Annotated in this window: 26 protein-coding genes; 7 read left to right on the plus strand and 19 right to left on the minus strand. The window is 72.9% G+C overall.

The window, feature by feature from the left end:
- Positions 1 to 149 precede the first annotated feature (149 nt).
- The 5 genes from pafA to dop form a co-directional block, all read right to left on the minus strand.
- Positions 150 to 1,529 carry a Pup--protein ligase gene (pafA, locus tag ACFWN3_RS01060; RefSeq protein WP_377642574.1) on the minus strand — a complete coding sequence of 460 codons (1,380 nt, stop codon included), beginning with the start codon at positions 1,527 to 1,529 and terminating at the stop codon, positions 150 to 152.
- Positions 1,526 to 2,323 carry a proteasome subunit alpha gene (gene prcA, locus ACFWN3_RS01065; RefSeq protein ID WP_377642576.1) on the minus strand — a complete coding sequence of 266 codons (798 nt, stop codon included), beginning with the start codon at positions 2,321 to 2,323 and terminating at the stop codon, positions 1,526 to 1,528. The genes pafA and prcA overlap by 4 nt, the downstream gene beginning before the upstream one ends.
- Positions 2,324 to 2,331: 8 nt before the next feature.
- The gene (gene prcB, locus ACFWN3_RS01070) at positions 2,332 to 3,159 is read right to left on the minus strand and encodes a proteasome subunit beta (protein ID WP_377642577.1); all 828 of its coding nucleotides are present in this window, start codon (positions 3,157 to 3,159) and stop codon (positions 2,332 to 2,334) included.
- On the minus strand, positions 3,156 to 3,347 hold the full coding sequence (locus ACFWN3_RS01075) for a ubiquitin-like protein Pup (protein WP_377642579.1): 192 nt from the start codon (positions 3,345 to 3,347) through the stop codon (positions 3,156 to 3,158). The genes prcB and ACFWN3_RS01075 overlap by 4 nt, the downstream gene beginning before the upstream one ends.
- 101 nt (positions 3,348 to 3,448) lie before the next feature.
- A complete protein-coding gene (dop, locus tag ACFWN3_RS01080; protein WP_377642582.1) occupies positions 3,449 to 4,996 on the minus strand; it encodes a depupylase/deamidase Dop in 1,548 nt (515 codons plus the stop codon).
- A gap of 20 nt (positions 4,997 to 5,016) precedes the next feature.
- Here dop and ACFWN3_RS01085 point away from each other — a divergent pair, with 20 nt between their 5' ends.
- The 4 genes from ACFWN3_RS01085 to ACFWN3_RS01100 all read left to right on the plus strand — a co-directional run bounded on the left by ACFWN3_RS01085 (position 5,017) and on the right by ACFWN3_RS01100 (position 8,640).
- Entirely contained in the window at positions 5,017 to 5,997 is a 981-nt protein-coding gene (locus ACFWN3_RS01085) for an alpha/beta hydrolase (protein ID WP_377642584.1), read from the plus strand.
- A gap of 20 nt (positions 5,998 to 6,017) precedes the next feature.
- Positions 6,018 to 7,010 (plus strand): ribose-phosphate diphosphokinase, encoded by a 993-nt coding sequence (locus ACFWN3_RS01090; RefSeq protein ID WP_377642586.1) that lies wholly within the window; start codon positions 6,018 to 6,020, stop codon positions 7,008 to 7,010.
- Complete coding sequence (locus ACFWN3_RS01095) at positions 7,007 to 7,357, plus strand: DUF3054 domain-containing protein (protein ID WP_377642588.1); 351 nt, start codon at positions 7,007 to 7,009, stop codon at positions 7,355 to 7,357. Before ACFWN3_RS01090 ends, ACFWN3_RS01095 begins: the two co-directional genes overlap by 4 nt.
- A gap of 248 nt (positions 7,358 to 7,605) precedes the next feature.
- Positions 7,606 to 8,640, plus strand: coding sequence for a peptidoglycan-binding protein (locus tag ACFWN3_RS01100; RefSeq protein WP_377642589.1), 1,035 nt, complete (start codon positions 7,606 to 7,608; stop codon positions 8,638 to 8,640).
- Positions 8,641 to 8,764: 124 nt separating this feature from the next.
- On the opposite strand, the gene ACFWN3_RS01105 is transcribed toward ACFWN3_RS01100, so the two are convergent.
- The 5 genes from ACFWN3_RS01105 to ACFWN3_RS01125 form a co-directional block, all read right to left on the minus strand.
- On the minus strand, positions 8,765 to 9,658 hold the full coding sequence (locus tag ACFWN3_RS01105; protein ID WP_377642591.1) for an LLM class F420-dependent oxidoreductase: 894 nt from the start codon (positions 9,656 to 9,658) through the stop codon (positions 8,765 to 8,767).
- Positions 9,659 to 9,728: 70 nt separating this feature from the next.
- Positions 9,729 to 10,103, minus strand: a complete 375-nt coding sequence (locus ACFWN3_RS01110) for a hypothetical protein (protein WP_377642593.1) — start codon at positions 10,101 to 10,103, stop codon at positions 9,729 to 9,731.
- A gap of 151 nt (positions 10,104 to 10,254) precedes the next feature.
- Entirely contained in the window at positions 10,255 to 12,009 is a 1,755-nt protein-coding gene (gene arc, locus ACFWN3_RS01115; protein WP_377642595.1) for a proteasome ATPase, read from the minus strand.
- A gap of 22 nt (positions 12,010 to 12,031) precedes the next feature.
- The gene (locus tag ACFWN3_RS01120; protein ID WP_377642597.1) at positions 12,032 to 13,081 is read right to left on the minus strand and encodes a tRNA (adenine-N1)-methyltransferase; all 1,050 of its coding nucleotides are present in this window, start codon (positions 13,079 to 13,081) and stop codon (positions 12,032 to 12,034) included.
- Positions 13,082 to 13,092: 11 nt separating this feature from the next.
- Positions 13,093 to 14,208, minus strand: a complete 1,116-nt coding sequence (locus ACFWN3_RS01125) for a site-2 protease family protein (protein ID WP_377642599.1) — start codon at positions 14,206 to 14,208, stop codon at positions 13,093 to 13,095.
- A gap of 72 nt (positions 14,209 to 14,280) precedes the next feature.
- Between ACFWN3_RS01125 and metH the strand changes: the two genes are divergently transcribed.
- Complete coding sequence (metH, locus tag ACFWN3_RS01130; protein WP_377642601.1) at positions 14,281 to 18,069, plus strand: methionine synthase; 3,789 nt, start codon at positions 14,281 to 14,283, stop codon at positions 18,067 to 18,069.
- Between the two features lie 18 nt (positions 18,070 to 18,087).
- On the opposite strand, the gene ACFWN3_RS01135 is transcribed toward metH, so the two are convergent.
- Positions 18,088 to 18,687, minus strand: coding sequence for a hypothetical protein (locus ACFWN3_RS01135; protein ID WP_377642603.1), 600 nt, complete (start codon positions 18,685 to 18,687; stop codon positions 18,088 to 18,090).
- 68 nt (positions 18,688 to 18,755) lie between these two features.
- Here ACFWN3_RS01135 and ACFWN3_RS01140 point away from each other — a divergent pair, with 68 nt between their 5' ends.
- Positions 18,756 to 19,601, plus strand: a complete 846-nt coding sequence (locus ACFWN3_RS01140) for a RecB family exonuclease (protein ID WP_377642605.1) — start codon at positions 18,756 to 18,758, stop codon at positions 19,599 to 19,601.
- Between the two features lie 2 nt (positions 19,602 to 19,603).
- Here the strand turns inward: ACFWN3_RS01140 and ACFWN3_RS01145 are convergent, their stop codons facing one another.
- The gene (locus ACFWN3_RS01145) at positions 19,604 to 20,272 is read right to left on the minus strand and encodes an HAD family hydrolase (RefSeq protein ID WP_377642607.1); all 669 of its coding nucleotides are present in this window, start codon (positions 20,270 to 20,272) and stop codon (positions 19,604 to 19,606) included.
- Positions 20,273 to 20,323: 51 nt separating this feature from the next.
- On the opposite strand from ACFWN3_RS01145, the gene ACFWN3_RS01150 reads away from it, so the two are divergent.
- Complete coding sequence (locus ACFWN3_RS01150; RefSeq protein WP_377642609.1) at positions 20,324 to 21,175, plus strand: PAC2 family protein; 852 nt, start codon at positions 20,324 to 20,326, stop codon at positions 21,173 to 21,175.
- Between the two features lie 25 nt (positions 21,176 to 21,200).
- Here ACFWN3_RS01150 and mshC read toward each other — a convergent pair whose 3' ends face one another.
- The 7 genes from mshC to ACFWN3_RS01185 are packed head-to-tail and all read right to left on the minus strand — an operon-like array spanning position 21,201 to position 26,338.
- Positions 21,201 to 22,448 carry a cysteine--1-D-myo-inosityl 2-amino-2-deoxy-alpha-D-glucopyranoside ligase gene (mshC, locus tag ACFWN3_RS01155; protein WP_377642611.1) on the minus strand — a complete coding sequence of 416 codons (1,248 nt, stop codon included), beginning with the start codon at positions 22,446 to 22,448 and terminating at the stop codon, positions 21,201 to 21,203.
- A 46-nt stretch (positions 22,449 to 22,494) separates the two neighbouring features.
- Positions 22,495 to 23,295, minus strand: coding sequence for an SCO1664 family protein (locus ACFWN3_RS01160; protein WP_377642613.1), 801 nt, complete (start codon positions 23,293 to 23,295; stop codon positions 22,495 to 22,497).
- Entirely contained in the window at positions 23,273 to 23,782 is a 510-nt protein-coding gene (locus tag ACFWN3_RS01165) for a DUF3090 domain-containing protein (protein WP_377642615.1), read from the minus strand. The genes ACFWN3_RS01160 and ACFWN3_RS01165 overlap by 23 nt, the downstream gene beginning before the upstream one ends.
- 10 nt (positions 23,783 to 23,792) lie before the next feature.
- Complete coding sequence (locus tag ACFWN3_RS01170) at positions 23,793 to 24,524, minus strand: energy-coupling factor ABC transporter ATP-binding protein (RefSeq protein WP_377642616.1); 732 nt, start codon at positions 24,522 to 24,524, stop codon at positions 23,793 to 23,795.
- Positions 24,521 to 25,282 (minus strand): cobalt ECF transporter T component CbiQ, encoded by a 762-nt coding sequence (gene cbiQ, locus ACFWN3_RS01175; RefSeq protein WP_377642618.1) that lies wholly within the window; start codon positions 25,280 to 25,282, stop codon positions 24,521 to 24,523. The genes ACFWN3_RS01170 and cbiQ overlap by 4 nt, the downstream gene beginning before the upstream one ends.
- A 1-nt stretch (position 25,283) precedes the next feature.
- On the minus strand, positions 25,284 to 25,652 hold the full coding sequence (locus ACFWN3_RS01180) for a PDGLE domain-containing protein (protein WP_377642620.1): 369 nt from the start codon (positions 25,650 to 25,652) through the stop codon (positions 25,284 to 25,286).
- Positions 25,649 to 26,338: an energy-coupling factor ABC transporter permease gene (locus tag ACFWN3_RS01185; protein ID WP_377642622.1), complete on the minus strand. Its 690-nt coding sequence runs from the start codon at positions 26,336 to 26,338 to the stop codon at positions 25,649 to 25,651. Before ACFWN3_RS01185 ends, ACFWN3_RS01180 begins: the two co-directional genes overlap by 4 nt.
- Between the last annotated feature and the right edge of the window lie 65 nt (positions 26,339 to 26,403).

Raw genomic sequence — 26,403 nt, forward strand, 5'->3', positions numbered from 1 at the left:
GCGAACCTTCGGTCGGGGGGGCTGCCGGGCAGCGGACAACAGCCATCCACGATAACGGCGGAGTCCGGGAGAACCCGCATCGCGTGCTGTGAGCAGGCTGGACGTCGAGGGTCCCCAGGCCCCGAGTCAGCGCACGCGGACGGCGCTGCTCAGACCGACATGCCCTCGATGAGGCGGTCGACGCGGGGGTCGGAGGCGAGGAACGGGTCCTTGCACAGGACCGTCCGCTGAGCCTGGTCGTTGAGCTTGAGGTGGACCCAGTCGACGGTGAAGTCGCGCCGGTGCTGCTGGGCGGCCCGGATGAAGTCCCCGCGGAGCTTGGCGCGGGTGGTGTCGGGAGGGCGCACCTTGGCCCGGAAGACCTCGGCGTCGGAGACGACCCGGGCGACCCTCCCCCGGCGCTGGAGGAGGTAGAACAACCCCCGGCCGCGGTCGATGTCGTGGTACGCGAGGTCGATCTGGGCCAGCCGTGGGTGGTCGAGGTCGAGCCCGTGCCGGGTGGCGTAGTCCTCGATGAGCCGGTACTTGATGACCCAGTCGATCTCGGTCCCCACCGAGGCGAGGTCCCCGGTCTCGACGGCGGTGAGGGTGCGGTCCCACAGGTCGAGGACACGGTGGTGGAGCGGGTCGCTCGTGCCCTCGCGGGCGACGAACTCCACGGCCTTGGTCAGGTACTCGCGCTGGAGGTCGAGGGCGCTCAGCTGGCGACCGTTGGCGAGCCGGACGGTGCGCCGCCCGGTGAGGTCGTGGGAGATCTCGCGGATGGCCCGGATCGGGTTCTCGAGGGTGAGGTCGCGCATGACGACGCCGGCCTCGATCATCCGCAGCACGAGGTCGCACGAGCCGACCTTGAGCATCGTCGTCGTCTCGCTCATGTTCGAGTCCCCGACGATGACGTGCAGCCGTCGGTAGTGCTCGGCGTCGGCGTGCGGCTCGTCGCGGGTGTTGATGATGGGGCGGCTGCGGGTCGTCGCCGACGAGACGCCCTCCCAGATGTGGTCGGCCCGCTGGCTGACGGCGTACGTCGCGCCCTTCGACGTCGCCACGAGCTTGCCTGCGCCGCAGGTGATCTGGCGGCTGATGAGGAACGGCAGCAACGTGTCGGAGATCGTCTGGAACTCCCCCGCCCGGGTGACGAGGTAGTTCTCGTGGCAGCCGTAGGAGTTGCCGGCCGAGTCGGTGTTGTTCTTGAAGACGTAGATGTCCCCGGCGACGCCGTCCTCGCGCAGCCGCTGCTGGGCGTCGACGACGAGCCCCTCGATGATCCGCTCCCCCGCCCGGTCGTGCGCGACGACCTGGCGCACCGAGTCGCACTCGGCGGTCGCGTACTCGGGGTGGCTGCCGACGTCGAGGTAGAGGCGCGAGCCGTTGGTGAGGAAGACGTTGCTCGAGCGGCCCCAGGCGACGACCTTGCGGAACAGGTACCGGGCGACCTCGTCGGGGGTGAGCGTGCGCTGGCCACCGGTGGAGCACGTGATGCCGTACTCGTTCTCGATCCCGAAGATCCGGCGCCCCCCGGGGGTGTTCACGCCTGGTGACCGTCCTGCTCGGGCCGCTGGGTCTGCGGGTTCGTCGTCGAGTCGCGGGCGGAGTCGCCGACGTCGTCGGCGGGCGGGGCGTCGCGGGTGGGGTCCTCGGAGCTGAGCAGGCGCTCGAGCAGGCCACCCGTGATGCGGCGGAAGGTGCGCCGCGGCCGGTGCCGGTCGAGGACGGCGACCTCGAGCTGCTCGGGGGCCAGCTCGCGGGCCGGTCCGCCGGCCGGGTCGGTGCCGAGGAGCTCGACGGCCAGGGCCAGCGCCTCCGAGAGGTGCAGGCCCTCCTGCCAGCGATCGGTGAGGCCCTCCTCGATCTGCTCGGCCCCGCCGCCCATCGCGACGAAGCCGTGCTCGTCGGCGACCGAGCCGTCGTAGGTGAGCCGGTAGACCTGGTCGCTCGCGGGGGTGGAGCCGACCTCGGCGACGACGATCTCGACCTCGTAGGGCTTGGACTCCTGGGTGAACACGGTCCCGAGGGTCTGGGCGTAGGCGTTGGCCAGGCCCCGGGCGGTGACGTCGGAGCGGTCGTAGGAGTAGCCGCGCAGGTCGGCGTAGCGGACCCCGGCGACCCGAAGGTTCTCGAACTCGTTGTACTTGCCGACGGCGGCGAAGGCGATCCGGTCGTAGATCTCGGAGACCTTGTGCAGCGCGCGGCTGGGGTTCTCGGCGACGAAGAGGATCCCGTTGTCGTAGGCGAGGACGACGACCGAGCGGCCACGGGCGATGCCCTTGCGCGCGAAGTCGGCCCGGTCCTTCATCAGCTGCTCGGGCGAGACGTAGAAGGGCATCCCCGCGCTCATCGGGCACCTCCCGGGTTGTCGGCGCGCGCGGCGACGATGGCCTCGACGACGGGCTGGAGGTCCTCGTCGGGCAGGAAGCGGGCCCCCGACTCGTCGACGATGCCGACCGTGGGCCAGATCCGCCGGCCGAGGTCGGGCCCGCCGGTGGCGGAGTCGTCGTCGGCCGCGTCGTAGAGCGCCTCGACGGCGATCCGGACCGCGTCGTCGGCCGTGCCGCCGCGCCGGTAGAGCTTCTTGAGGGCGCCGCGCGCGAAGAGCGAGCCGGAGCCGACGCTGTGGTGGTCGTGCTCCTCGTAGCACCCGCCCGTGACGTCGTAGGAGAAGATCCGGCCGCGACCGTCCTCGACGTCGAACCCGGCGAAGAGCGGCACGACCGACAGCCCCTGCATGGCCATCCCGAGGTTGCCGCGGATCATCGAGGCGAGCCGGTTGGCCTTGCCCTCGAGGGACATCAGCGTGCCCTCGATCTTCTCGTAGTGCTCGAGCTCGACCTGGAAGAGGCGGACCAGCTCGATGGCGAGCCCGGCCGTCCCCGCGATCCCGACGAGGCTGTACTCGTCGGTGGCGAAGACCTTCTCCATGTCGCGGTTGGCGATGAGGTTGCCCATCGTCGCGCGACGGTCGCCGGCCATGACGACACCGCCGTCCCACGTGAGGGTGACGATCGTCGTCCCGTGGGGCGCGTCGAGCGCGGCACCCGGGGGCAGCGAGCGGCCCGAGGGCAGCATCGTCGGCGCCTGGGCGGCGAGGAACTCGGTGAAGGAGGACGACCCCGGGACGAGGTAGGCCGCGGGCAGGCGTCCGCCGTCGGCTCCGGGGGTCACTGGCCGCCCTTCTGGACGAACCCGCGGACGAACTCCTCGGCGTTGGACTCGAGGACGCCGTCGATCTCGTCGAGGATGTCGTCGATCTCGCTCGCCTGCACCTGGGGGGCCGCGGCTGCGGGCTCGGGGGCGTCCTCGGGACCGCCGTCGTCGCGGCGCTGCGGCCTCACCTGCTCCTGACCGGCCATGCTGAGCCCTCCTTGGTGGGTTCGACTGCCTCCGAGCCTAGTCCGACAGCGCCCCGGCCGGTCCGAGGGGCCCGGCGTGGCCCACGGACCGGGACGAGCCCTCAGACCTCGGAGGCGTCGCGCCGCGGGTCCTCGGACCCGGCGGCGGCCAGGGCGCGCAGCAGCGAGGCGGCGTCGGGGGCGCCCCGGACGAGGTCGCCGATCCCGGCCTCGGTGCCCTTGAGGGGCTCGAGCATCGGCACCCGCTGGAGGGTCCGCTGGCCGGCGACGTCGAAGATGACCGAGTCCCAGGAGGCCGCGACGACGTCGTCGGCGAACCGGCGCAGGCACTCGCCGCGGAACCACGCGCGCGTGTCGGTGGGCGCGTGGTCGACCGCGTGGCGCACGTCGGCCTCGTCGACGAGGACCTCGACCCGGCCGGTGGCCGCGAGCCGGTGGGCCAGGCCACGGTCGGCGCGCACGTCGGACCACTGGAGGTCGACGGCCTTGAGCCGCGGGTCGCCCCACCCGAGGGAGTCGCGCTCGCGGTAGCCCTCGAGGACGGCCAGCTTGGCGACCCAGTCGACAAGGCGGCGCGCGTCCATCGGGTCGCGGGTCAGCGTGTCGAGGACGGTCCCCCACCAGTGGAGGACCTCGACGGTGTCGGCGTCGGGAGCGCCGTCGGCCACGGCGTGGGCCCAGGCGTGGGCGCGGTCGAAGTACTCGGTCAGCAGCTCGAGGGCCGTCATCCGCCGGCCGTCGACGAGCTCGAGCTTGGCCTGGAGGGTGAGGTCGTGCGAGACGTCGTGGAGCGTGGCGACGGGGCGACGCACCGACAGGTCGTCCTTGAGGACGTCGGCCTCGATCATCCCGAGGACGAGCGAGGTCGAGCCCATCTTCAGCAGGTTGGCGACGTCGCAGTGGTTGGCGTCGCCGAGGATGACGTGGAGGCGGCGGTAGCGGTCGGCCACCGCGTGCGGCTCGTCGCGGGTGTTGATGATCGGGCGCTTCAGGGTCGTCTCCAGGCCGACCTCGACCTCGAAGAAGTCGCTGCGCTGGGCGATCTGGTACCCGGGGGTGCGCGAGTCGACGCCGATGCCGACGCGGCCCGAGCCGCACATCACCTGGCGGACGACGAAGAACGGGGTGAGGTGCTTGACGATGTTCGCGAACGGCGTCGAGCGCGCCATGAGGTAGTTCTCGTGCGTGCCGTAGGAGACGCCCTTGCCGTCGGCGTTGTTCTTGTAGAGGTTGACGCCCGGGGGGACGGTCGCGAGGCGGGCCACGGCCTCGCGCATCACGAGCTCGCCGGCCCGGTCCCAGACGACGGCGTCGCGCGGGTTGGTCACCTCCGGCGAGCTGTACTCGGGGTGGGCGTGGTCGACGTACAGGCGGGCCCCGTTGGTGAGGACGACGTTGGCCAGGGTGGGGTCCTCGACGTCGGTCAGCTGGCTCGGGTGCGCCATCCCCCGGCCCATGTCGAAGCCGCGGGCGTCGCGCAGGGGGGCCTCGTCGGCGTAGTCCCAGCTCGCGCGGGCGGGCCGGATGCCGCGGGAGGCGGCGTAGGCGGTGACGACGTCACCGGAGGCGACCATCGGGTTGGCGCCGGGGTCGCCGGGGATGACGATCCCGTACTCGGTCTCGATCCCCATCACGCGGCGCACGGTCATGCCTCGACGATACTGACCGCGTGCGCACCTACCGCCGCCTGTCCGCCCTGACGGCCGCCGTCAGCGTCGTCGCCGACCGGATCCGCCCGCCGGTCCACGCGCTCGACATCGACGGCATCCACCGGGCGAGGGCGTCGGTGCGCCCGACCACCGGCGTCGTCGGGTGGGTCGTCGGGCGGCCCGACCGGTCGGTCGGCATCACCTACGGCACGGCGCCGGCCCGTGACGACCACGAGATCCCCCTGCGGATCTACCGTCCGCGCTCGCTCCCCGACGCCCGCGACGACGTCCCCGTCGTCATGTGGTTCCACGGCGGGGGCTGGGTCCTCGGCAACGTCGTGGACTACGACGGGCTGTGCACGCTCATCGCCCGCGAGGTCGGCTGCGTCGTCGTCTCGGTCGACTACCGGATGGCGCCCGAGCACCGCGCCCCGACCGCCGCGCACGACTGCGTCGACGCCACGACCTGGGTGCAGGTCAACGGCGACGTCCTGCGGGCCGACACGTCCCGGATGGCCGTGGCGGGCGACTCCGCCGGGGGCAACCTCGCCGCCGTCGTCGCCCAGGTCCTGCGCGACCACGGCATCACGGCGCTGCGCCACCAGGCCCTGCTCTACCCGGCGACCGACCTCACGATGTCCTCGCCGTCGGTGCGCGAGCACGGCAACGCCCCCATCCTCGACAAGCGGGGCATGAACGCGTTCCGTGACCACTACGTCGCCCCGGGACACGACCTGCGCGACCCGCTCCTCTCGCCCCTCTTCGGCTCCCTCGAGGGACTGCCGCCGGCACTGGTCCAGGTGGCCGACGTCGACCCCGTCCGCGACGACGGCATCCGCTACGCCGCCGCCCTGCAGGCCGCCGGCACCCCCGCCCGGCTCACGAACTACCTGAGGATGCCGCACGGCTTCGCCTCGATGCCGGGCGCCGCGGGACTCCAGGCCCGCCAGCAGCGCTGGGAGCTCGTGACCGAGCTCTCCGCCGCCCTCTCGGCCCGTTGACCGGCAGTTAGGCTGCGGCCATGCGCGAGGTCGTCGTCTTCTCCGGCTCGGCCCACCGACGTCTCGCCCACGCCATCTGCGACGAGCTCGACGTGCCGCTGTCGGAGTCGGTCGTCACCCGGTTCAGCAACGACTGCCTCCAGGCGCAGCTGCTCGCGAACTGCCGGCAGCGCGACGTCTACATCGTCCAGCCGCTCGTCCCGCCGACGCAGGACTCGCTCATGGAGCTGCTCCTCATGGTCGACGCGGCGCGGGGGGCGTCGGCCGGCATGGTCACGGCCGTCATCCCGCACTACGCCTACGCGCGCTCGGACAAGAAGGACGCCTCCCGGATCTCGCTCGGGGGGCGTCTCGTCGCCGACCTCATCGCCACCGCGGGCGCCGACCGGGTCATGACGATGAACCTCCACGCGCCCCAGGTCCACGGCTTCTTCTCGGTGCCCGTCGACCACCTCACGGCGCTCGGTGTCCTCGCCGACCACTTCCGTGAGCAGGACCTCACCGACGGCGTCGTCGTCTCCCCCGACCTCGGCAACGCCAAGGACGCGACCCAGTTCTCGCGCCTCCTCGGGCTGCCGGTGGCGGCGGGCTCGAAGAAGCGGCTCGGCGACGACAGCGTCGTCATCGACTCGATCGTCGGCGACGTGCGCGGCAAGCGCGCCATCGTCCTCGACGACGAGATCGCGACGGGCGGCAGCATCGTCGAGCTCCTCGACCGGCTCGCCGAGTTCGGGGTCACCGAGGCCGCGGTCGCGTGCACCCACGGCCTGTTCGCGGGCAAGGCGGTCGAGCGCCTGCGGTCGCACCCGATGATCAGCGAGGTCGTGACGACCGACACCGTGCCGGCGCCCGAGGGCTGGCCGCAGCTGCGGGTCCGCACGGTGGCGCCGCTGTTCGCCGAGGCGATCAAGCGCATCCATGCCGGCGAGTCGGTGTCGAGCCTGTTCGACGGGGTCGACCCGATGCACGCTCCCCCGCGCCAGAGCTCGTTGTTCGACCGGGTGCGCCCGTGAGCCGGATCGTCCCCGGCCTGCTCGACGTGCTCCTCGTCGTCGTGTTCGCGGCCCTCGGCCGTCGCTCGCACGCCGACGGGCTCGACGTCGCGGGGGTCCTGCGCACCGCCGGCCCGTTCGTCGTCGGGACCGCGGCCGGGTGGCTGCTCGCGTCGGTGACGATCGACGCCGGGCCGCGCTCCCTGTCGTTCGGAGCGGTCGTGCTGGCCGGCACGCTCGTCGTGGGGATGGTGCTGCGCCGGGTCGCCGCCCAGGGGACGGCGCCCTCCTTCGTCGTCGTCGCGACGGTCGTCCTCGCCGTGCTCCTGCTGGGATGGCGCCTCGTGGCCCGCCTCCTCCCCGCCTGACCCCACCCACCCTCGCCGCCCGACCCCGCCTGACCCCACCCACCCTCGCCGCCTGACCCCACCCCCGCGCACTCGCACCTTCAGTACGGCAACACGCCGACCGGTCCGGCCACCCGTCGGCGTGTTGCCGTACTGGAGTCGGGGCGCTGGGGCTGGAGGGGTGGGTGCGGTCGCGGGGCGGGACTTTCCTCCGTAGCGTCGAGTCGGTTGGGACCTTTCGTCCATCGACCCACAGGAGTCACGTACCGATGTGTGAGCACCACGACCTGACCACCCCCCTCGGCGCCGTCGCCGACCCCGCCGCCCGAGCCCGGTCGCCCCTGGGCCGGCGGGCCCTGCTGCGCGGCGCCGGTGGCGTCCTGCTGACCGGCGGCGTCATCACGGCGGGGGCGCAGTCCGCCTCGGCGGCGACCTCACAGAACGGCTGGACGGCGGGGACCTCGAGCCAGATCCCGCTCTCGAGCCTGGCCGTGGGTGCGGCCACGTTCCCCTCGGGCGTGCGGGCCGGTGACGTCTACACCGTGCTGCGCTACGTCGCCGTGCAGTTCAACGCGACGGTCGAGGCGCTGTACTCCCCCGGCTGCTGGGGCCACAACTACCGCGAGATCTCGGGCAGCACGAGCCTGTCGAACCACGCGAGCGGCACCGCCATCGACTGCAACGCCCCCGACCACCCGCTCGGCGCCGCGGGCACCTTCTCCTCGGCCCAGGTGTCGGCCATCCGCACGATCCTCACCCGGTGCAACGGCGTCGTGCGCTGGGGCGGCGACTACTCCTCGCGCAAGGACGAGATGCACTTCGAGATCAACGTCCCGCCGGGCGACTCGCGCCTGCCCACCCTCGCGGCCTCCCTCGGGGGTGGCGGTGGCACGCCGACCCCGCCCTCCGGCTGGACGCTCGTGCGCCAGGGCGACACCGGCTTCCGGGTGAGCGCCGTGCAGCACCTGCTCCGCCAGCGCGGCTACTCCGTGGGCGCCGACGGCATCTTCGGGTCCGGGACCGACGGCGCGGTGCGCTCGTTCCAGTCCTCGCGCGGCCTGAGCGCCGACGGCATCGTGGGGCAGCACACCTGGACGGCGCTCATCGTCAATGTCCAGAGCGGGTCGCAGGGCGAGGCCGTCATCGGCGTGCAGAAGTGCCTGACCGCCAAGGGCTACTCGACCGGGGCCGACGGCATCTTCGGCTCGGGCACCGACGCCCAGGTGCGGGCGTTCCAGCGTTCGCGCGGGCTGCCCGACGACGGCATCGTCGGCTCGAACACCTGGCAGGCCCTGACGGCCTGACCGCTGCCGCGGTGGCCGCCGGCTCCGGCCGACGCCGCTTCACCCCGGAAACCCTCCCTCCACCCCGAAAACAACCTCGGGTGGAGGGAGGGTTTTCGGGGTCACCCCGAAACCGGACGCGCAATCAGGGGAGCTGGCGGACGACCTCGGCGACCGCGTCGTGGGCCCTGGGGTCGATGATGTTGGCCATGCTGAGGATGACGTGGTCGATGCCGGCGGCGCCGAGCCGGCCGAGGCGCTCCACCGCCTCGTCCACCGAGTGCCCGACGACGCCCTCGGGCAGAGGGGCCCCGGCGTCGAGGGTCAGCGAGGCGAGGCACGTCTTCGAGATCTCGTCGTACTCGCGGCCCACGTCCTCGCAGTGCCGACGCAGCACGTCCAGCTTGTGCGGGATGCCCTCGGGGCCGAGCCCGGTGTCGAAGAGGTTGCACGCGTCGGCGTACTGCGCGACGAGCCGCAGCGTCCTCCTCTCCCCGCCGCCCCCGACCATGATCGGAGGACGGCGCACCGGCTGCGGACGGTTGAGCGGGCGCTCCAGCGACACGGCGTCGCCCTCGAAGGGGCGGTCGTCGTCGGCGAACATCCGGTGCGCGAGCCTCAGCGTGTCCTCGAGGAGGGCGAACCGCTCGCGGGTCGACGGGTAGGGCACACCGAGTCCGCGGTGCTCCTCCTCGTTCCACGCCGCCCCGATGCCGAGCCACGCCCGCCCCCCGGACAGGACGTCGAGCGTCGTCACGGTCTTGAGCAGCAGGCCGGGATGCCGGTACGTCACGCCCGTGACGAGGGTGCCGAGCTCGATCCGCTCGGTCACGGCGGCCGCGTGGGCCAGCGTCGTGTAGCCCTCGAGCATGTCCATCTCGGGCGGCCCGACCATCGAGATCTGGAAGAAGTGGTCCATGACCCACAGCGAGGAGAACCCCGCTCCCTCGGCGTTGCGGGCGACGTCGCGCCACGTGGCCCCCATGGAGGCGGGCGCGTCGGGCCAGGAGAACCGGGAGACCTGCAGTCCGAGCTTCATCAGGTCATCCTGTGCAGGCGGTGGTCGCCTGTGCAAAACCTGTCGAGCCTCGGCGTTCGAGGGTCGAGGCTCAGGCCACCGGCCCCGAGGGCGCGACGCGGGTCACGACGCCGGCGTCGGGGTCCCACCGCCGCAGCTCGACGAGGCGCAGCCCCGGGTCGTCCCACCCGAGGACGTCGACCGCGTCCTGCACCCGGTCGCGGGGCAGCCGGCGGGCCAGGGTCACGTGCGGCAGCCACCCCGGGTGCCGGCGACCGGGCACCGTCGACCGCACGTCGAGCACCGCCCGCAGGGTGTCGTCGTCGACGTCGACCGCCCGGGCGAGGGTGACGCGCGACCCGCCGAGCAGGAGCAGCCCCGACACCCGGACGGTCAGCGGGAGCAGGGGGCCCAGTCGTCGGGACGCGGCCTCGACCACCTCGTCGGCCAGGACCGGTGCGGCCACCACGGTGACGTGGACCGCGTTGGTCGCACCCCGGTGGTCGAGCTGCGAGGGCAGGCCGGCCTCGTGCAGGGCCTCCCACGAGCGCCGGACCGCCGTCGCCCCCGCCTCGTCGGGCAGGAGCTCGAGCGCGTGCAGGCGGGTGCTCAGCGGCTCAGAGGTACTGGCCGGTGTTGGCGACCGTGTTGATCGACTTGCCGGGCTCGGTGCCCTCCTTGGTCTTGATGAGGGTGCGGATGTAGACGATCCGCTCCCCCTTCTTGCCGGAGATGCGGGCCCAGTCGTCGGGGTTCGTCGTGTTCGGCAGGTCCTCGTTCTCGCGGAACTCGTCGGTGCACGACTGGAGGAGGTGCTCGACGCGCAGGCCGCGCTGGCCGGTGTCGAGGAGGTCCTTGATCGCCATCTTCTTGGCGCGGTCGACGATGTTCTGGATCATCGCGCCGGAGTTGAAGTCCTTGAAGTACAGGATCTCCTTGTCGCCCCCGGCGTAGGTGACCTCGAGGAAGCGGTTCTCCTCCTCCTCGGTGTACATCCGCAGCACGACGGCGTCGGTCATCGCCTGGAGGGTGGCGTCCTCGGAGCCGCCGTTCTGCTCGACGTCGTCGGGGTGCAGCGGGAGGCCGGGGATGAGGTACTTGCCGAAGATGTCGCGGGCGGCCTCGGCGTCGGGGCGCTCGATCTTGATCTTCACGTCGAGGCGGCCCGGGCGCAGGATCGCGGGGTCGATCATGTCCTCGCGGTTGGAGGCGCCGATGACGATGACGTTCTCGAGGCCCTCGACGCCGTCGATCTCGGCGAGGAGCTGCGGGACGATCGTGGTCTCGACGTCGCTGGACACACCCGACCCGCGGGTGCGGAACAGCGACTCCATCTCGTCGAAGAACACGACGACGGGGTAGCCCTCGCTCGACTTCTCGCGGGCCCGCTGGAAGATGAGCCGGATGTGCCGCTCGGTCTCGCCGACGTACTTGTTGAGCAGCTCGGGGCCCTTGATGTTGAGGAAGTACGACTTCCCGGGCTCGCGGCCCTCCTTCTCGGCGACCTTGCGGGCCAGCGACGCGGCGACCGCCTTGGCGATCATCGTCTTGCCGCAGCCGGGCGGGCCGTAGAGGAGGACGCCCTTCGGCGGCTTGAGCTGGTGCTCGACGTAGAGGTCGGCGTGGAGGTAGGGCAGCTCGACGGCGTCGCGGATGGCCTCGATCTGGCCGGTGAGCCCGCCGATGTCGGAGTAGTCGATGTCGGGGACCTCCTCGAGGACGAGGTCGGCGACCTCGGCCTTGGGGATCCGCTCGAAGACGAAGCCGGAGCGCGACTCGAGCAGGAGGGCGTCACCGGCCCGGATCTTCTGGCCGTCGAGGGAGGCCGCCACCCGGCAGACCCGCTCCTCGTCGGCCTGGGCGACGACGAGCACCCGGCCGTCGTCGAGGAGCTCCTTGCACAGGACGACCTCGCCGACGGTCTCGAAGCCGTGGGCCGCGACGACGTTCATCGCCTCGTTGAGCATGACCTCGCGACCGGGCACCATGTCGCCGGGGTCGAGGGACGGGCTGACCGCCACGTGCATCTTGCGGCCGCTCGTGAGGATGTCGGCGGTGCCGTCCTCGAAGGTCTCGATGACGATGCCGTAGGCGGCCGGCGGCTGGGCCAGCCGGTCGACCTCGGACTTGAGCGTGACGATCTGCTCGCGGGCGTCGCGCAGGGTGCGCACCAGCCGCTCGTTCTGCGCCGACAGGGTCGCGGCCTGCGAGCGGACGTTCGCGAGGTCGCGCTCCATCGCCCGCAGCTGGGCCGGGGAGGCCTGGCCCTTCGAGCGGAGCGCGGCGATCTCGGCCTCGAGCGACTCGCGCTCGGCCTCGAGGCGCTCGCGGGCGCCCGGCTGGTCGGCCTGGGGCTGCTCGTCGGTGCTCATGCTCGACGATAACCCGCGGAGGTCAGCCGGGGGGCGAGGTATCGGTCACCGAGCCGGAGGTGTCGGGCGACGGCTCCGCGGCGTCGGCCACGGGGCCGGAGCCCTCGGTCACCGAGCGGCGGACCTTGCGCACCCGCTTCTCCGACGGGACCCGCTCGCCGATGGCCTCGGGGGTCCAGTCCTCCTCGTGGGCGTCCTCGCCGGTCACGTACCCGCGCCCCGGCCGGCGCTTGCGCAGCGGCGGGGTCGTGCCGGGCGCCAGGCGCCGGGTCGTGATGAGGAACCCGGTGTGGCCGTGCATCCGGTGCTGCGGGCGCACGGCGAGGCCCTCGAGGTGCCAGCCACGCACGAGGGACTCCCACGCCTGCGGCTCGGTGAAGGTGCCGGAGTCGCGCATCGCCTCGGCGACCTTCGACAGCTGGGTCGCGGTGGCGACGTAGCAGATGAGGACGCCGCCGGGGGCGAGCGCCGCGGCCACGACGTCGAGGCACTCCCACGGCGCGAGCATGTCGAGGACGACCCGGTCGACGGTGCCGTCCTTCACCGTCGTCGGCAGCACCTCGACGAGGTCGCCGACGGTGACGGTCCACGACGGGTGGTCGGTGCCGAAGTAGTCGCGCGCGTTGGCGCGGGCGATGTCGGCGAAGTCCTCGCGGCGCTCGAAGGAGTGCACCGCGCCGGTCTCGCCCACGGCCCGCAGCAGCGACATCGAGAGCGCCCCCGACCCGACGCCCGCCTCGACGACGACGGCCCCCGGGAAGATGTCGGCCATCATGACGATCTGGCCGGCGTCCTTGGGGTAGACGACGGCGGCGCCGCGCGGCATCGACATCACGTAGTCGGACAGCAGCGGACGCAGCGCGAGGTACTCGACGCCGGCGGTGTTCGTGATCGTCGACCCGTCGGGCGCGCCGATGAGGGCGTCGTGCTCGAGGTGGCCGCGGTGGGTGTGGAACTGCTTGCCGGGGCTGAGCGCGATGGTGTGCATCCGGCCCTTGGGATCGGTGAGCTGCACGCGCTCACCGGCGCTGAAGGGCCCGCGCCGGAGCCCGGCGCCCGTCGCTGAGGTCATGGGCGGGGAGTCTAGTTGCGCCGCTGGGTGCCCTCGGCCACGGCGTTGACCCGACGGGCGGTGACGACGCCGCGGACCACTCCGCCGTCGGTGAGGACGACGAGCGGCTGGCGGCTGAGGGCCAGGGCGCGGATGACGCCCTCGGTCGTCGGCTGCGGCCCGACGTCGACGACTGCCGCGTCGGGGAGGCGGAGGACGAGCGAGGAGAGCGGCGTCCGCGGGTCGAGGGCGCCCAGGTCGGTGACTCCCTCGGGCGTCGTGAGCACGAGGGTCGGCAGGCCGTGGTCGTCGAGGGCGAGGACCTGGCGGCCGTCGCGGGGCAGCTCGCCGAGCGGCGTCGCGAGGGGGACGACGGAGGCGGGCTCGACGACGTCCTCGAGGCGCACGTTCGACACCAGGCGCTCGAACGGCGCCCGGTTGATCGCCGCGGTGGCGCCGGTCCACAGGATCCAGGCCATGACGAGTCCGAGGACGAGCGAGAGGATGTCGGGGCTGTCGCCGAAGCGGAGGAAGAGGGGGCGGGCGACGAACCAGAGGACGAGGCCGACGGCGAGCAGGCGCCCGCACCAGCCGGCGACGACGAGGCCGCGGTCGCGCCGGCCCGTCACCTGCCACACGAGGGACTCGACGAGCTGGCCCCCGTCGAGCGGGAGGCCGGGCAGGAGGTTGAACCCGGCGAGCAGGACGTTGAGGACGACGAAGGACCAGGCGAACTCCGAGCCGGGGAACGGCAGGGCCAGGTACGCCGCGTAGCCGAGCATCGCGAGGGCGACGTTGGCGAGCGGCCCGGCGACGGCCACCCCGGCGGCGCGACCCGGGGTGATGCCGGTGCCGTCGTAGGACGTGTGCCCACCCCACAGCGTCGCCATGATCCGGTGCACGCGGAAGCCGAGGAGGCGGCCCGCCAGGGCGTGGGCGACCTCGTGGCCGAGGACGGCGACGAGGATCCCGACGACGAGCGAGCCCGCGTACGCGACGGCCGTCCCGGTGCCGAGGCCGCTGCCCGCCTGCCAGCCGCTCCATGCGATGAAGGCGGCGAGGACGAGCCAGGTCCGGTCGAGGTACACCGGCACGCCGGCCACCCGCGCGAGCCGGAAGGCCCCCGCCGGAGGCGTCTCGTCGGACATGCCACGGACCCTACGGGAGCCAACAGGCATACTCTTCCCCCGTCCCCTGCTGCCGACCCGAAGCGATCCTCCGTGACCCCGCAGCACCGCCCTGACGCCACCGCCGACCTCACCGCTGCCCTGCGCGAGCGGGTCCTCGTCCTCGACGGGGCCATGGGCACGATGATCCAGGGACACGGGCTGTCCGAGGAGGACTACCGGGGCGCGCGCTTCGCCGAGCACCCGAGCGACGTCATGGGGAACAACGACCTCCTGTCGATGACCCAGCCCGAGATCATCGGGGGCATCCACCGCGCGTACCTCGAGGCCGGGGCCGACCTCGTCGAGACCAACACCTTCAACGCCCAGCGGATCTCCCTGGCCGACTACGGCATGGAGGACCTCGCCTACGAGATGAACGTGGCCGCGGCCGCCATCGCCCGGGCCGAGGCCGACGCGATGACCGCGAGGACGCCCGACCGACCCCGTTGGGTCCTCGGCGCGATCGGGCCGACCAACCGCACGGCCTCGATCTCCCCCGACGTCAACGACCCCGGCGCGCGCAACGTCACCTTCGACGAGCTCGTCGAGGCCTACACCGAGCAGGCGCGCGGCCTCGTCGACGGCGGCGCCGACGTCCTCCTCGTCGAGACGATCTTCGACACCCTCAACGCCAAGGCCGCGATCTTCGCCCTCGAGACCCTCTTCGAGGAGCACGACCGCCGCTGGCCGGTGATGATCTCGGGCACCATCACCGACGCCTCCGGGCGCACCCTGTCGGGCCAGGTCACCGAGGCGTTCTGGTACTCGGTGCGGCACGCGCGGCCCCTGTCGATCGGGCTCAACTGCGCCCTCGGTGCCGGAGAGCTGCGCCCGTACGTCGCCGAGCTGTCGCGCCTCGCCGACTGCTTCGTCTCGGCGCACCCCAACGCGGGCCTGCCCAACGCCTTCGGCGAGTACGACGAGACGCCCGACCAGATGTCGCGGGTCGTCGGCGAGTTCGCCTCGGCCGGGCTGGTCAACATCGTCGGCGGCTGCTGCGGCACCACGCCCGAGCACATCGCCGCCATCGCCGCGGCGGCCTCCGGTGGCGTCCCACGGGAACCGGCCGAGGTGCCCACCGCACTGCGCCTCTCGGGGCTCGAGCCGGTCGTCATCGACGAGGACAGCCTGTTCGTCAACGTCGGCGAGCGGACAAACATCACCGGGTCGGCCCGCTTCCGTCGCCTCATCCAGGAGGACGACTACAACACCGCTCTCGGGGTGGCCCGCCAGCAGGTGGAGGCCGGCGCCCAGGTCATCGACGTCAACATGGACGAGGGGATGATCGACGGCGTCGCGGCCATGGACCGCTTCCTCAAGCTCGTCGCCACCGAGCCCGACATCTGCCGCGTGCCGCTGATGATCGACTCCTCCAAGTGGGAGGTCATCGAGGCCGGCCTCAAGGTCACCCAGGGCAAGCCGATCATCAACTCGATCTCGATGAAGGAGGGCGAGGAGGCGTTCCGCGACCACGCCCGTCTCGCCCGCAAGTACGGGGCGGCCGTCGTCGTCATGGCCTTCGACGAGGAGGGCCAGGCCGACTCGCTCGAGCGCCGCAAGGTCATCACCGAGCGGGCCTACCGGATCCTCGTCGACGAGGTCGGCTTCCCACCGCAGGACATCATCATCGACCCCAACATCTTCGCGGTGGCCACGGGCATCGAGGAGCACGCGGCGTACGGCACCGACTTCATCGAGGCCACCCGCTGGATCAAGGGCAACCTCCCCCACGTCCTCGTCTCCGGCGGCGTCTCGAACGTCTCGTTCAGCTTCCGCGGCAACAACGCCGTCCGCGAGGCGATCCACGCCGTGTTCCTCTTCCACGCCATCAAGGCCGGGATGGACATGGGCATCGTCAACGCCGGTGCCCTGCAGGTGTACGACACCGTCGACACCGAGCTGCGCGACGCCATCGAGGACGTCGTGCTCAACCGCCGTGAGGACGCCACCGAGCGCCTGCTCGCCATCGCCGAGGACTACCGCCAGGCCGGGAACGAGGAGGACCCCGCGGCCGCGGAGTGGCGCTCCCTCCCGGTGCGCGAGCGGATCACCCACGCGCTGGTCAAGGGCATCGACGACCACGTCGTCGACGACACCGAGGAGCTGCGGGTCGAGATCGACGAGGCCGGCGGACGCCCGCTCGAGGTCATCGAGGGCCCGCTCATGGACGGGATGAACGTCGTCGGCGACCTCTTCGGCGACGGCAAGATGTTCCTCCCCCAGGTCGTGAAGTCGGCGCGCGTCATGAAGAAGGCCGTCGCCCACCTCATCCCGTACATCGAGGCCGAGAAGGACCCCGCCGCCCGCAAGAAGAGCAAGGGCCTGGTCGTCATGGCGACGGTCAAGGGCGACGTCCACGACATCGGCAAGAACATCGTCGGGGTCGTCCTCCAGTGCAACGGCTACGACGTCGTCGACCTCGGCGTCATGGTGCCGGCGCAGAAGATCCTCGACACCGCGAAGGAGGTCGACGCCGACATCATCGGGCTGTCCGGCCTCATCACGCCGAGCCTGGACGAGATGGTGCGGGTGGCCGCCGAGATGGCGCGCCAGGGCTTCGAGATCCCGCTGATGATCGGGGGCGCCACGACGTCACGGGCGCACACGGCGGTCAAGGTCGACCAGCAGTACGAGCACCCGGTCGTGTGGGTCAAGGACGCCTCGCGGTCCGTGCCGGTCGTGAGCCAGCTGATGTCCGAGAAGCACCGCGAGTCCTTCCTCGAGGGCATCGTCAAGGACTACGACTCCATCCGGGCGCGGCACGCCGCCAAGACCGGCGAGCGGCCGCTGTCGTCGTACGCGGACGCGAAGGCCAACGCGCCCGTCATCGACTGGGCCTCGTACCGGCCGATGCGACCGCACCTGCTCGCGCAGCAGGCCGGCGACCAGTGGTCCGGCAGGCGTGACGACCACTGGCACCGCGCGGCCACCCAGTTCACCCGGGTGTGGGAGGACTTCCCCCTCGGTGAGCTGCGCCGCTACATCGACTGGACGCCGTTCTTCCTCGCCTGGGAGATGAAGGGACGCTACCCCGACATCCTCAACAACCCGGCGACGGCGGAGGAGGCGCGCAAGCTCCTCGACGACGCGAACCGGATGCTCGACCGGATCGAGCGCGAGAAGTGGCTCACCGCCCGCGGCGTCGCGGGGTTCTTCCCCGCCGCGTCGGTCGGGGACGACATCGAGGTCTACGCCGACGAGGACCGCACGACCGTGCTCACGACGCTGCACGGCCTGCGCCAGCAGGGCCAGCACCGCGAGGGCGTCGCCAACAAGTGCCTCTCCGACTTCGTCGCGCCCAAGGAGACGGGGCTGCGCGACCACGTCGGGGCGTTCTCCGTCACCGCCGGCATCGGCATCGAGGAGCGGCTCACGGCCTTCAAGGACGACAACGACGACTACTCGGCGATCCTCCTCGAGGCCCTCGCCGACCGGCTCGCCGAGGCCTTCGCCGAGCGCCTGCACGAGAAGGTCCGCCGCGAGCTGTGGGGCTACGCGCCCGACGAGCGGCTCGACGTCGACGGCCTCATCCACGAGAAGTACGACGGCATCCGCCCGGCGCCCGGCTACCCGGCCTGCCCCGAGCACACCGAGAAGGAGACCCTCATGGCCCTCCTCGGCGGCGAGGAGCGCACCGGCGTCACGCTCACCGAGTCGATGGCGATGTGGCCCGGCGCCTCGGTGTCGGGGTGGTACTTCGCCCACCCGCAGAGCCAGTACTTCGTCGTGGGCCGCCTCGGGCGCGACCAGGTCGAGTCGTACGCCGAGCGCAAGGGCTGGGACCTGCGGACGGCCGAGCGGTGGCTCGGCCCGAACCTCGGCTACCACCCCGAGGACTGAGCCCGGTCCCGGGACGCCTCAGGGCGTGACCGCCTCGGGGTCGGGAGACGGGGCCGACGGCTCGGGCGGCTCGACGACCGGGCCCACCCCGAACAGCAGGACGACGAGCCAGAGCCGCAGGGCCACCCCGACGACGAGGACCCCGAGGAAGACCAGCCCGGCGCCCGCTGCCTCGTAGGACGACATCGAGCCGTCGAGGCCGGCGACGGCTCCCCAGGCGAGCAGCGGTGCCATGACGACCGTGAGGGCGACGTCACCGGCCCGGATGAGCCGCGCCGACGCCGACCTCCGGTCGCCCGCGGCGTCGAGCAGGGCCGCGAGAGCCGTGCACAGGCCCACGACGACCGCGAGGTCCAGGAGGGTCACGACGACGGAGAGCCACGCTCCGGCCCCGGGCGAGCCGAGGACGAGGACGGCCTCCACGGCCGAGGTGACCGCGGCCGCGACCGCCGCGTACCTCGCGAGGTCGAACCCCGCGGGGTGACGCTCGCGCAGGCGCGACGCCCCGGCGGCGACCAGCCCCCAGCCCACCGGGTCGGCGATGAGGTCGAACCCCTCGATCCTCAGGTCGAGGAAGACGACGAGGAGCCCCACCCCCACGAGCGACAGCGCACGCATGGCAGGCACCGTAGCGCCCCTGGGGATGTCGGCGCGGGGATGTCGGCCCGGACGCCTACGGTGTCGCCATGACCCCTGCCCTGTCGCCGAGCCGCGCCGCGGACTTCAAGCAGTGCCCGCTGCTGTTCCGGTTCCGGACGATCGACAAGCTCGAGGGTCCGCCTTCGCAGGCTGCCGCGCGGGGGACCCTCGTCCACGCCGTCCTCGAGCACCTCTTCGACCTCCCGGCCGCCGACCGCACGACCACCGCCGCGGTGGCCCTGCTCGAGCCGCGCTGGCGGGCCCTGGTCGAGGAGCGCCCCGAGCTCGGCACGATGATCGACGGCGACGAGCAGCTCACCGAGGAGGCCTGGTTCTCCGGCGCCCGCACCCTCGTCGAGCAGTGGTTCGACCTCGAGGACCCCACCCGGCTCGAGCCGGCGGCGCGCGAGCTGTACGTCGAGACCGAGATCGACGGGCTCACCCTGCGCGGCTACGTCGACCGGCTCGACATCGCCCCCGACGGCGCGATGCGGGTCGTCGACTACAAGACGGGCCGGTCCCCCAGCGAGCTGTTCGAGGCCAAGGCGCTGTTCCAGATGAAGTTCTACGCGCTCGTCCTCTGGCGCATCCACGGCGAGGTCCCCCGGCAGCTCCAGCTCGTGTACCTCGGCAACAGCGAGGTCGTCCGCTACACCCCCGACGAGCACGACCTGCTCGCCATCGAGCGCAACGTCCGGGCCATCTGGGAGGCCGTCGTCCGCGCCGCGCAGACCGGCGACTGGCGCCCTCGCACGTCGCGACTGTGCGACTGGTGCGACTTCCGCGACCTCTGCCCCGCCTGGGGCGGCACCCCTCCCCCGCTGCCCGAGGGAGCCTCGTCGATCGCCCTCGACCCCGCGAACAGCGGTGAGGCACAGCCGAACGACGAGTGAGGTCAGGCCGTCCCGCGGGCGGTGGCGGCGTGCTGGGCCAGCAGCTCGGGCGTCACCCCGGCGAGGGTGTCGAGGTGCACCGCCCCGGCCTGTTCGGGCACGACGACGACGTGGGGCACCGCGATGGTGGGCACCCCGGCGGCCACGGCCGAACGCACCCCGGTCGGCGAGTCCTCGATGGCGACGCAGTCCGAGGGCTCGACCCCGAGCAGCCGGGCCGCGGCCCGGTAGGGCTCGGGGTGCGGCTTGCCGTGCGCCACCTCGTCACCGGTGACGACGGCGTCGAAGGCACCCTCGGGCAGGGCGGACACCACGGCGTCGGCGAGGCTGCGCCACGACATCGTCACGAGCGCGTTCGCGACACCCGCGTCCCGCAGCGCGAAGAGGAGCTCTCGGGCGCCCGGCCGCCACGGCACGTGCTCGCGCACCCGCGCGACGACCCGCAGGAGCAGCTCGTCGATGATCCGCTCCGGCTCCCAGGGGACGTCGCCGTGCTCCTTGATGAAGACCGCCGAGACCATGAGGTCGTTGCCGACGAGCTGGTGGGCGTACTCGTCGCTCCACGTCCCGCCGTGCTCCTCGACGATCTCGTGCTCGGCGGCGATCCAGTAGGGCTCGGTGTCGACGAGGGTTCCGTCCATGTCCCAGAGGACGGCTGCGGGGAGGCTCACGGGAGAGCAGTCTAGGGAGCCGTAGGGTGGGTCCTGACGAGAGGAGGCTCGGTGATCGAGCTGGAGGACCTGCCCGAGCTCCACGACGCGGTGATGATCGCGGCCTTCGAGGGCTGGAACGACGCCGGTGAGGCCGCGAGCGCCGTCATCGAGCACCTCGCCGAGGTCCTCGACGCCGAGGTCGTCGCGGCGCTCGACCCCGAGGACTACTACGACTTCCAGGTGAACCGGCCGCGCGTCGTCCTCGAGAACGGGCGCCGCCGGATCAGCTGGCGCACCACCCGGGTCCTCGTCGCGACGAACACGCCGTTCGGGCGCGACGTCGTCCTCGTCCAGGGCGTCGAGCCGTCGTTCCGCTGGCGGGCCTTCGCCATCGAGCTGATGGAGCTCGCCCAGGCCGCCGACGTCTCGATGGTCATCACCCTCGGCGCCCTCATGGCCGACGTCGCCCACAGCCGCCCGATCCCCGTCACCGCGACCTCCGACAACGACGACACCCGGCACCGCCACGACCTCGAGATGAGCACCTACGAGGGCCCCACCGGCATCGTCGGCGTCCTCGCCGACGCCGCCACGCAGGTGGGCGTCCCCTCGGTGTCGTGCTGGGCCGCGGTCCCCCACTACGCCGGCCACAGCCCGTCGCCCAAGGCCACCGTCGCCCTCGTCAGCCGCATCGAGGAGCTCCTCGACGCGCCCATCGAGCACGGCGAGCTCGACGACGACGCCCACGCGTGGCAGATCGGGATCGACGAGCTCGCGGCGTCCGACAGCGAGGTCGCCGAGTACGTCGAGTCGCTCGAGGAGGCGCAGGACACCGCCGACCTCCCCGAGGCGAGCGGCGACGCCATCGCCAAGGAGTTCGAGAAGTACCTGCGCCGCCGCGGCACCGACGACCCGCAGTAGCGGTCCCGGCGCTCCGTTGCGCCTCCTACAGGCGGATGCCGAGGACGGCGTCGACGGTGCGGGACACCAGGCCGGGCGCCCCCGGCTCGTCCCAGGCGCCGCCGAGCGTCTTCTCGGCCCACGCGTCGACCACGGCGAGGGCTCGAGGGGTGTCGAGGTCGTCGGCGACGGCGGCCCGGACCTGCGCGATGGTCTCGGTGGCGTCGGCCCCGAGGTTCACCGACAGGGCTTCGCGCCACCGCTCGAGCCGGGCCTGCGCGTCGACGAGGAGGTCGGGCGTGTACTCCCAGTCGGTGCGGTAGTGCCGGGCGAGGAGGACGAGCCGGATCGCCATCGGGTCGACCCCGCCGGCGCGCAGCCTCGACACGAGGACGATGTTGCCCTTGGACTTGCTCATCTTCGCGCCCTCGAAACCCACCATCGCCTGGTGGACGTAGTGCCGGGCGAAGACGTCGTCGCCGGTGAGCGCGGTCGCCTGGACGGCGCTCATCTCGTGGTGCGGGAAGACGAGGTCGCTCCCGCCGCCCTGGACGTCGATCTCGGCCCCGAGGCGGGTCAGCGCGATGGCCGTGCACTCCACGTGCCACCCCGGGCGGCCGGCGCCGAGGACCTCGTCGTCCCACGACGGCTCCCCGGGACGGGCGGCCCGCCAGAGGAGCGGGTCGAACGGGTCGCGCTTGCCCTCGCGGTCGGGGTCGCCGCCGCGCTCGACGAACACCGCGCCCATCTGCTCGCGCGTCCATCCGGACACGGAGCCGAAGTCGGGCGTCGTCGCGAGGTCGAGGTAGACGTCCTCCCCCTCGCCGTCGGGCACCGGGAGCCGGTACGCGGCGCCGCGCTCGAGGAGGCCACGCACCGCGGCCGCGATCTCGGCCATCGACTCGACCACCCCGACGTAGTGGTCGGGCGGGAGGACGGCCAGGGCGGTCATGTCCTCGCGGAAGAGGTCGATCTCGGCCGTGGCGAGCTCGCGCCAGTCGCGCCCGTCGCGGGCCGCGCGCTCGAGCAGCGGGTCGTCGACGTCGGTGACGTTCTGGACGTAGGTGACCTCGTGGCCGGCGTCGCGCAGGGCCCGGGCGACGACGTCGAAGGTGACGTAGGTGGCGGCGTGCCCGAGGTGCGTGGCGTCGTAGGGCGTGATGCCGCAGACGTACAGACGTGCCGAGGGCCCGGCGTCGACGGGGCGCACTGATCCGCTCTGGGTGTCGAAGAGACGGAGGGGTTCGCCGTGGCCGGGCACGGCCGGGACGAAGGGGGCGGGCCACGACTTCACCGGGCAAGCCTACGGTGCGGCCGCAGGGCCTCCGCCGCCGGGCGACCTACATCGCGGGCCACGGGATGGCGGGCCAGCCGGGGGTCGGCAGGGGGTGCCGCCGGGTGCGCAGGAGGTGGGCCGTGCGGCCGCCCAGCGCCTCGACCTCGTCGACGGTGAGCAGCTCGTGGAGCTCCTCGGCGAGCTCGCCCTCCAGGGCCTGCCGCAGCGCCTCGACCCGCTCGAGGTCGGCCTCGGGCACCTCCTCGCCGGCCCAGCCCCACAGCACGGTGCGCAGCTTCGGCTCCACGCCGAGGCTCACCCCGTGGTCGCAGCCGCGGACCCCGTCGCCGTCGCGCAGGAGGTGGCCGCCCTTGCGGTCGGAGTTGTTGAGGACGGCGTCGAGGACGGCGACCGTGCGCAGCGCCGGGTGCGGGGCGTGGGCGACGACGACGGGCCTGCCCTCCGGGGTCTCGCCCGAGAGGACGACGACCCATCCCTCGGGCACCTCGTGCACCGGGGTGACGCCGACGAGGGGGTCGGGCTCGCCCTCGACCGGTCCCACCCACAGCTGGACCGACCCGCGGCCGTGCGGGCCCTGCCGCAGGACGGTGGGGGGGACGACGTCGAAGCCGCCCGCGGCGCTGATGAGGTAGGCCGCGCGCTCCCTCGCCACGAGGGTCCCGTCGGGGTAGTCCCACAGGCGCCGCTCGGCGACCTCGGGCTTGTGGATGACGAGCAGCCCGTCGGCGCCGTCGTCGACGGTGCACAGCAGGGCGCCGTTCGAGCTGTCGGAGAGCCGGCCGACGGGCGTCAGCTCCCCCTGCGCGAGGAGGCGCTCGAGCTCAGCGTCGGTAGCCGTTGGCACGAGGGCAGATGTGGCCGGTGGGGTCGAGCGGCTGGCCGCAGAAGGGGCAGGCGGGACGCCCGGCGGAGACGACCGCGCCGCAGCGCCGGGCGAAGGCCCGGGCGGCCTGCGGGGTGAGGACGACGCGCAGCGTCTGCAGCGACTCCTCGGGCGCCTCCTCCGGGTCGGCGTCGTGGCACTCGATGACGACCGACGCGCGCTCGGTGTCCCACGTCAGGGCGAGGGTGTCGACGCGGAACTCGTCCTCGATGGGCGTCGCGAGGGGCTCGGTGTCGCCCGTGCCGAGCGGTTCGGTGCCGGTGCCCTCGGCGTGCGCGTCGAGCAGGTCGTTGACCCGGTCGGCGAGCACCGAGACCTGGACCTTCTCGAGGGAGACCGAGACGAGCCGGCCCTCGCCGCTGGCCTGGAGGAAGAAGGTGCGTCCCCCGGGCGGTCCGACGGTGCCGGCGACGAAGCGCTCCGGCGGGTCGAAGACGGTTGCAGCCATGGACGACACCCTAGATCGAGAACCCCACGGGGAGTTCCAGGCGGTGGCGTGCCATGAGACCGGAGTCGCCGAGGACCTCCCGGGTCACCCCGTCGGCGACGACGGCTCCCTCCGACAGGACGACCGACCGTTCGCACAGCTCGAGGGCGTACGGGAGGTCGTGGGTGACCATGAGGAGCGTCACGGGCAGCCCCCTCAGGATGTCGGCGAGCTCACGGCGGGACGCGGGGTCGAGGTTCGACGACGGCTCGTCGAGGACGAGGATCTCGGGGCGCATCGCGAGCACCGTGGCGATGGCGACCCGGCGGCGCTGCCCGAACGAGAGGTGGTGCGGCGCCCGGTCGGCGAGGTCGGCGACGCCCACGGCGTCGAGGGCCTCGTGCACCCGGGCGTCGAGGTCGGCCCCGCGGACCCCGAGGTTCGCCGGGCCGAAGGCGACGTCGTCACGCACGGTCGGCATGAAGAGCTGGTCGTCGGGGTCCTGGAAGACGAGGCCGACGCGACGGCGCACCTCGAGCAGGTTCGCGTCGGTGACCGGCAGACCCGACACCGTGACGCTGCCGTGGCCGGGCCGCAGGACCCCGTTGAGGTGGAGGACGAGGGTCGTCTTGCCGGCGCCGTTGGGCCCGAGGAGGGCGACCCGCTCGCCGGGGTGGACGTGGAGGTCGACGCCGAAGAGCGCCTGGTGCCCGCCCGGGTAGGCGTACGCCACCGCGCGCAGGTCGAGGACGGGGACGCTCATCCGGCCCGCACCGCCACGCTCACGGCGGCCGCGACGGCGGCAGGGGCGAGGGCGAGGGCCCACTGGGCCGGCGAGGCGGCGAGGACGCCGGTGACCGGGAGCCGCCCGTTCCATCCCCGGCTGACCATCGCGAGGTGGACCCGCTCCCCGCGCTCGTAGCTGCGGATGAAGAGGGCGCCCGTGCTCGACGCCAGCGCCGGCCAGGCGCGCACCGAGCGCGGGGTGAACCCCCGCGACTCCCGCGCGACCTTCATCCGGCGCATCTGGTCGGCGACGACGTCGACGTAGCGGACCATGAACGAGACGATGAGGACGAGCTGGTCGGGCACCCGAAGGTGCTGGAGGGCGCGGACGAGGTCGCGCGGGCGGGTCGTCACCGCGAACGTCACGGCAGCGACGACGCCACAGGTTCCCTTGAGCAGCAGCGCGATCGCGGCCTCGAGACCGGGCTCGGAGACGCGGAACGGGCCGAGGTCGACGTCGGGCCCGACGGCGACGAAGGGCAGCACGAGCGCGAAGACCGCGAACGGCGTCTCGACGGCCAGCCGTGGGAGGAGGTGGCGCGCCGGGACCCGGGTGCTCGCGAGGACGGCGAGGGCGACCGCGAGCAGTCCGACGAGGGCGCCGTGCGCCCCGCGCGGCACCGACACGACGAGCAGGACGAAGGCGAGCAGCCCGAGGAGCTTGGCGTGCGGCGGCATCCGGTGGACGGCGGTGTCGCCCTCGACGTGCAGGTGGCTGCCGTGCCCCGATCCCACGTCAGTCGCGCCGGCGGCGCGAACGGCCGAGCCGCCGGAGGAGCAGGACGAGCCCGAGCATGACGATCCCGGTCGCGACGACACCGACGAGGCCGGCGAGCCCGCCGGACAGCCGTGCGTCCTCCACCCCGCTGACCCCGTAGTCGGCGAGGGGCGACGAGGCCGTCGCGGAGTCGCGGGCGCTGTCGAGGAAGCCGAGCCGCTCGGAGACGAACTCGAGGCCGTCGGGGTGGCCGGACGCGTAGAAGGACACGACGACGGCGAGCAGGAGGCTCACGACGAGGCCGGTGGCGACGACGGCGCGCGTCGACGGGCGGCCACGAGGGGCCTCAGGGGCCGGCGGGGTCCGTGGGGTCGTCGACGTGCTCACGCGACGACCTCGGGGGTGTGCAGGGCCAGCGCGGGCAGGTGGCCGCGCGCCCCCCGGACGAGGTCGGGGCGGGCGGCGACGATGCTCGACACCGCGAGGAGGCTGATGGCCGCCTCGCCGAGCCCGATGAGGACGTGCCAGCCGCCCATCGTCGCGGCCAGGGTGCCGAGCGGGATGGGCGCGGCGCCACCGACCGCGTAGAGCCCGACGAACGCCATGGCCGCAGCGGGGACGCTGGCGAAGGCGCCGAGGCCGGCGGCGACCGGGACCGACGCGAGGCGGCGCGGCAGGAGGGCCAGGCTCCCGCGGAACACCCCGTGACCGACCCACACGGCGACGACCCCCATGAGCAGGACGTTGGTGCCGAGCGCGGTGACGCCGCCGTCGGCGAAGAGGAAGGCCTGGACCGCGAGGACGACCGTGAGGCAGAGCGTCGCGGTCGCGGGGCCGACGAGGACGGCCGCCAGGGCCGCGCCGACCAGGTGACCGGAGGTCCCGGCCCCGACGGGGAAGTTGAGCATCTGGGCGGCGAACACGAACACCGCCACGAGTCCGGCCAGTGGCGCCGAGCGGTCGTCGAGCTCACGCCGGGCCGCCCGACCCAGCGACAGGGCCACGACGCCGGTCGCGACCGCGGCGGTGCCGAGCGACGTCGTCGCGTCGAGGAAACCGTCGGGGACGTGCATGCATCGCTCCTGGCTCGGGAGGTCGCGGGGGCGCCCGCGTCCTTGTTGCACATTATTCGCAACAA

Origin of the sequence: Oryzobacter terrae, assembly GCF_042756445.1 — a bacterium.
Classification (GTDB): domain Bacteria; phylum Actinomycetota; class Actinomycetes; order Actinomycetales; family Dermatophilaceae; genus Oryzobacter; species Oryzobacter terrae.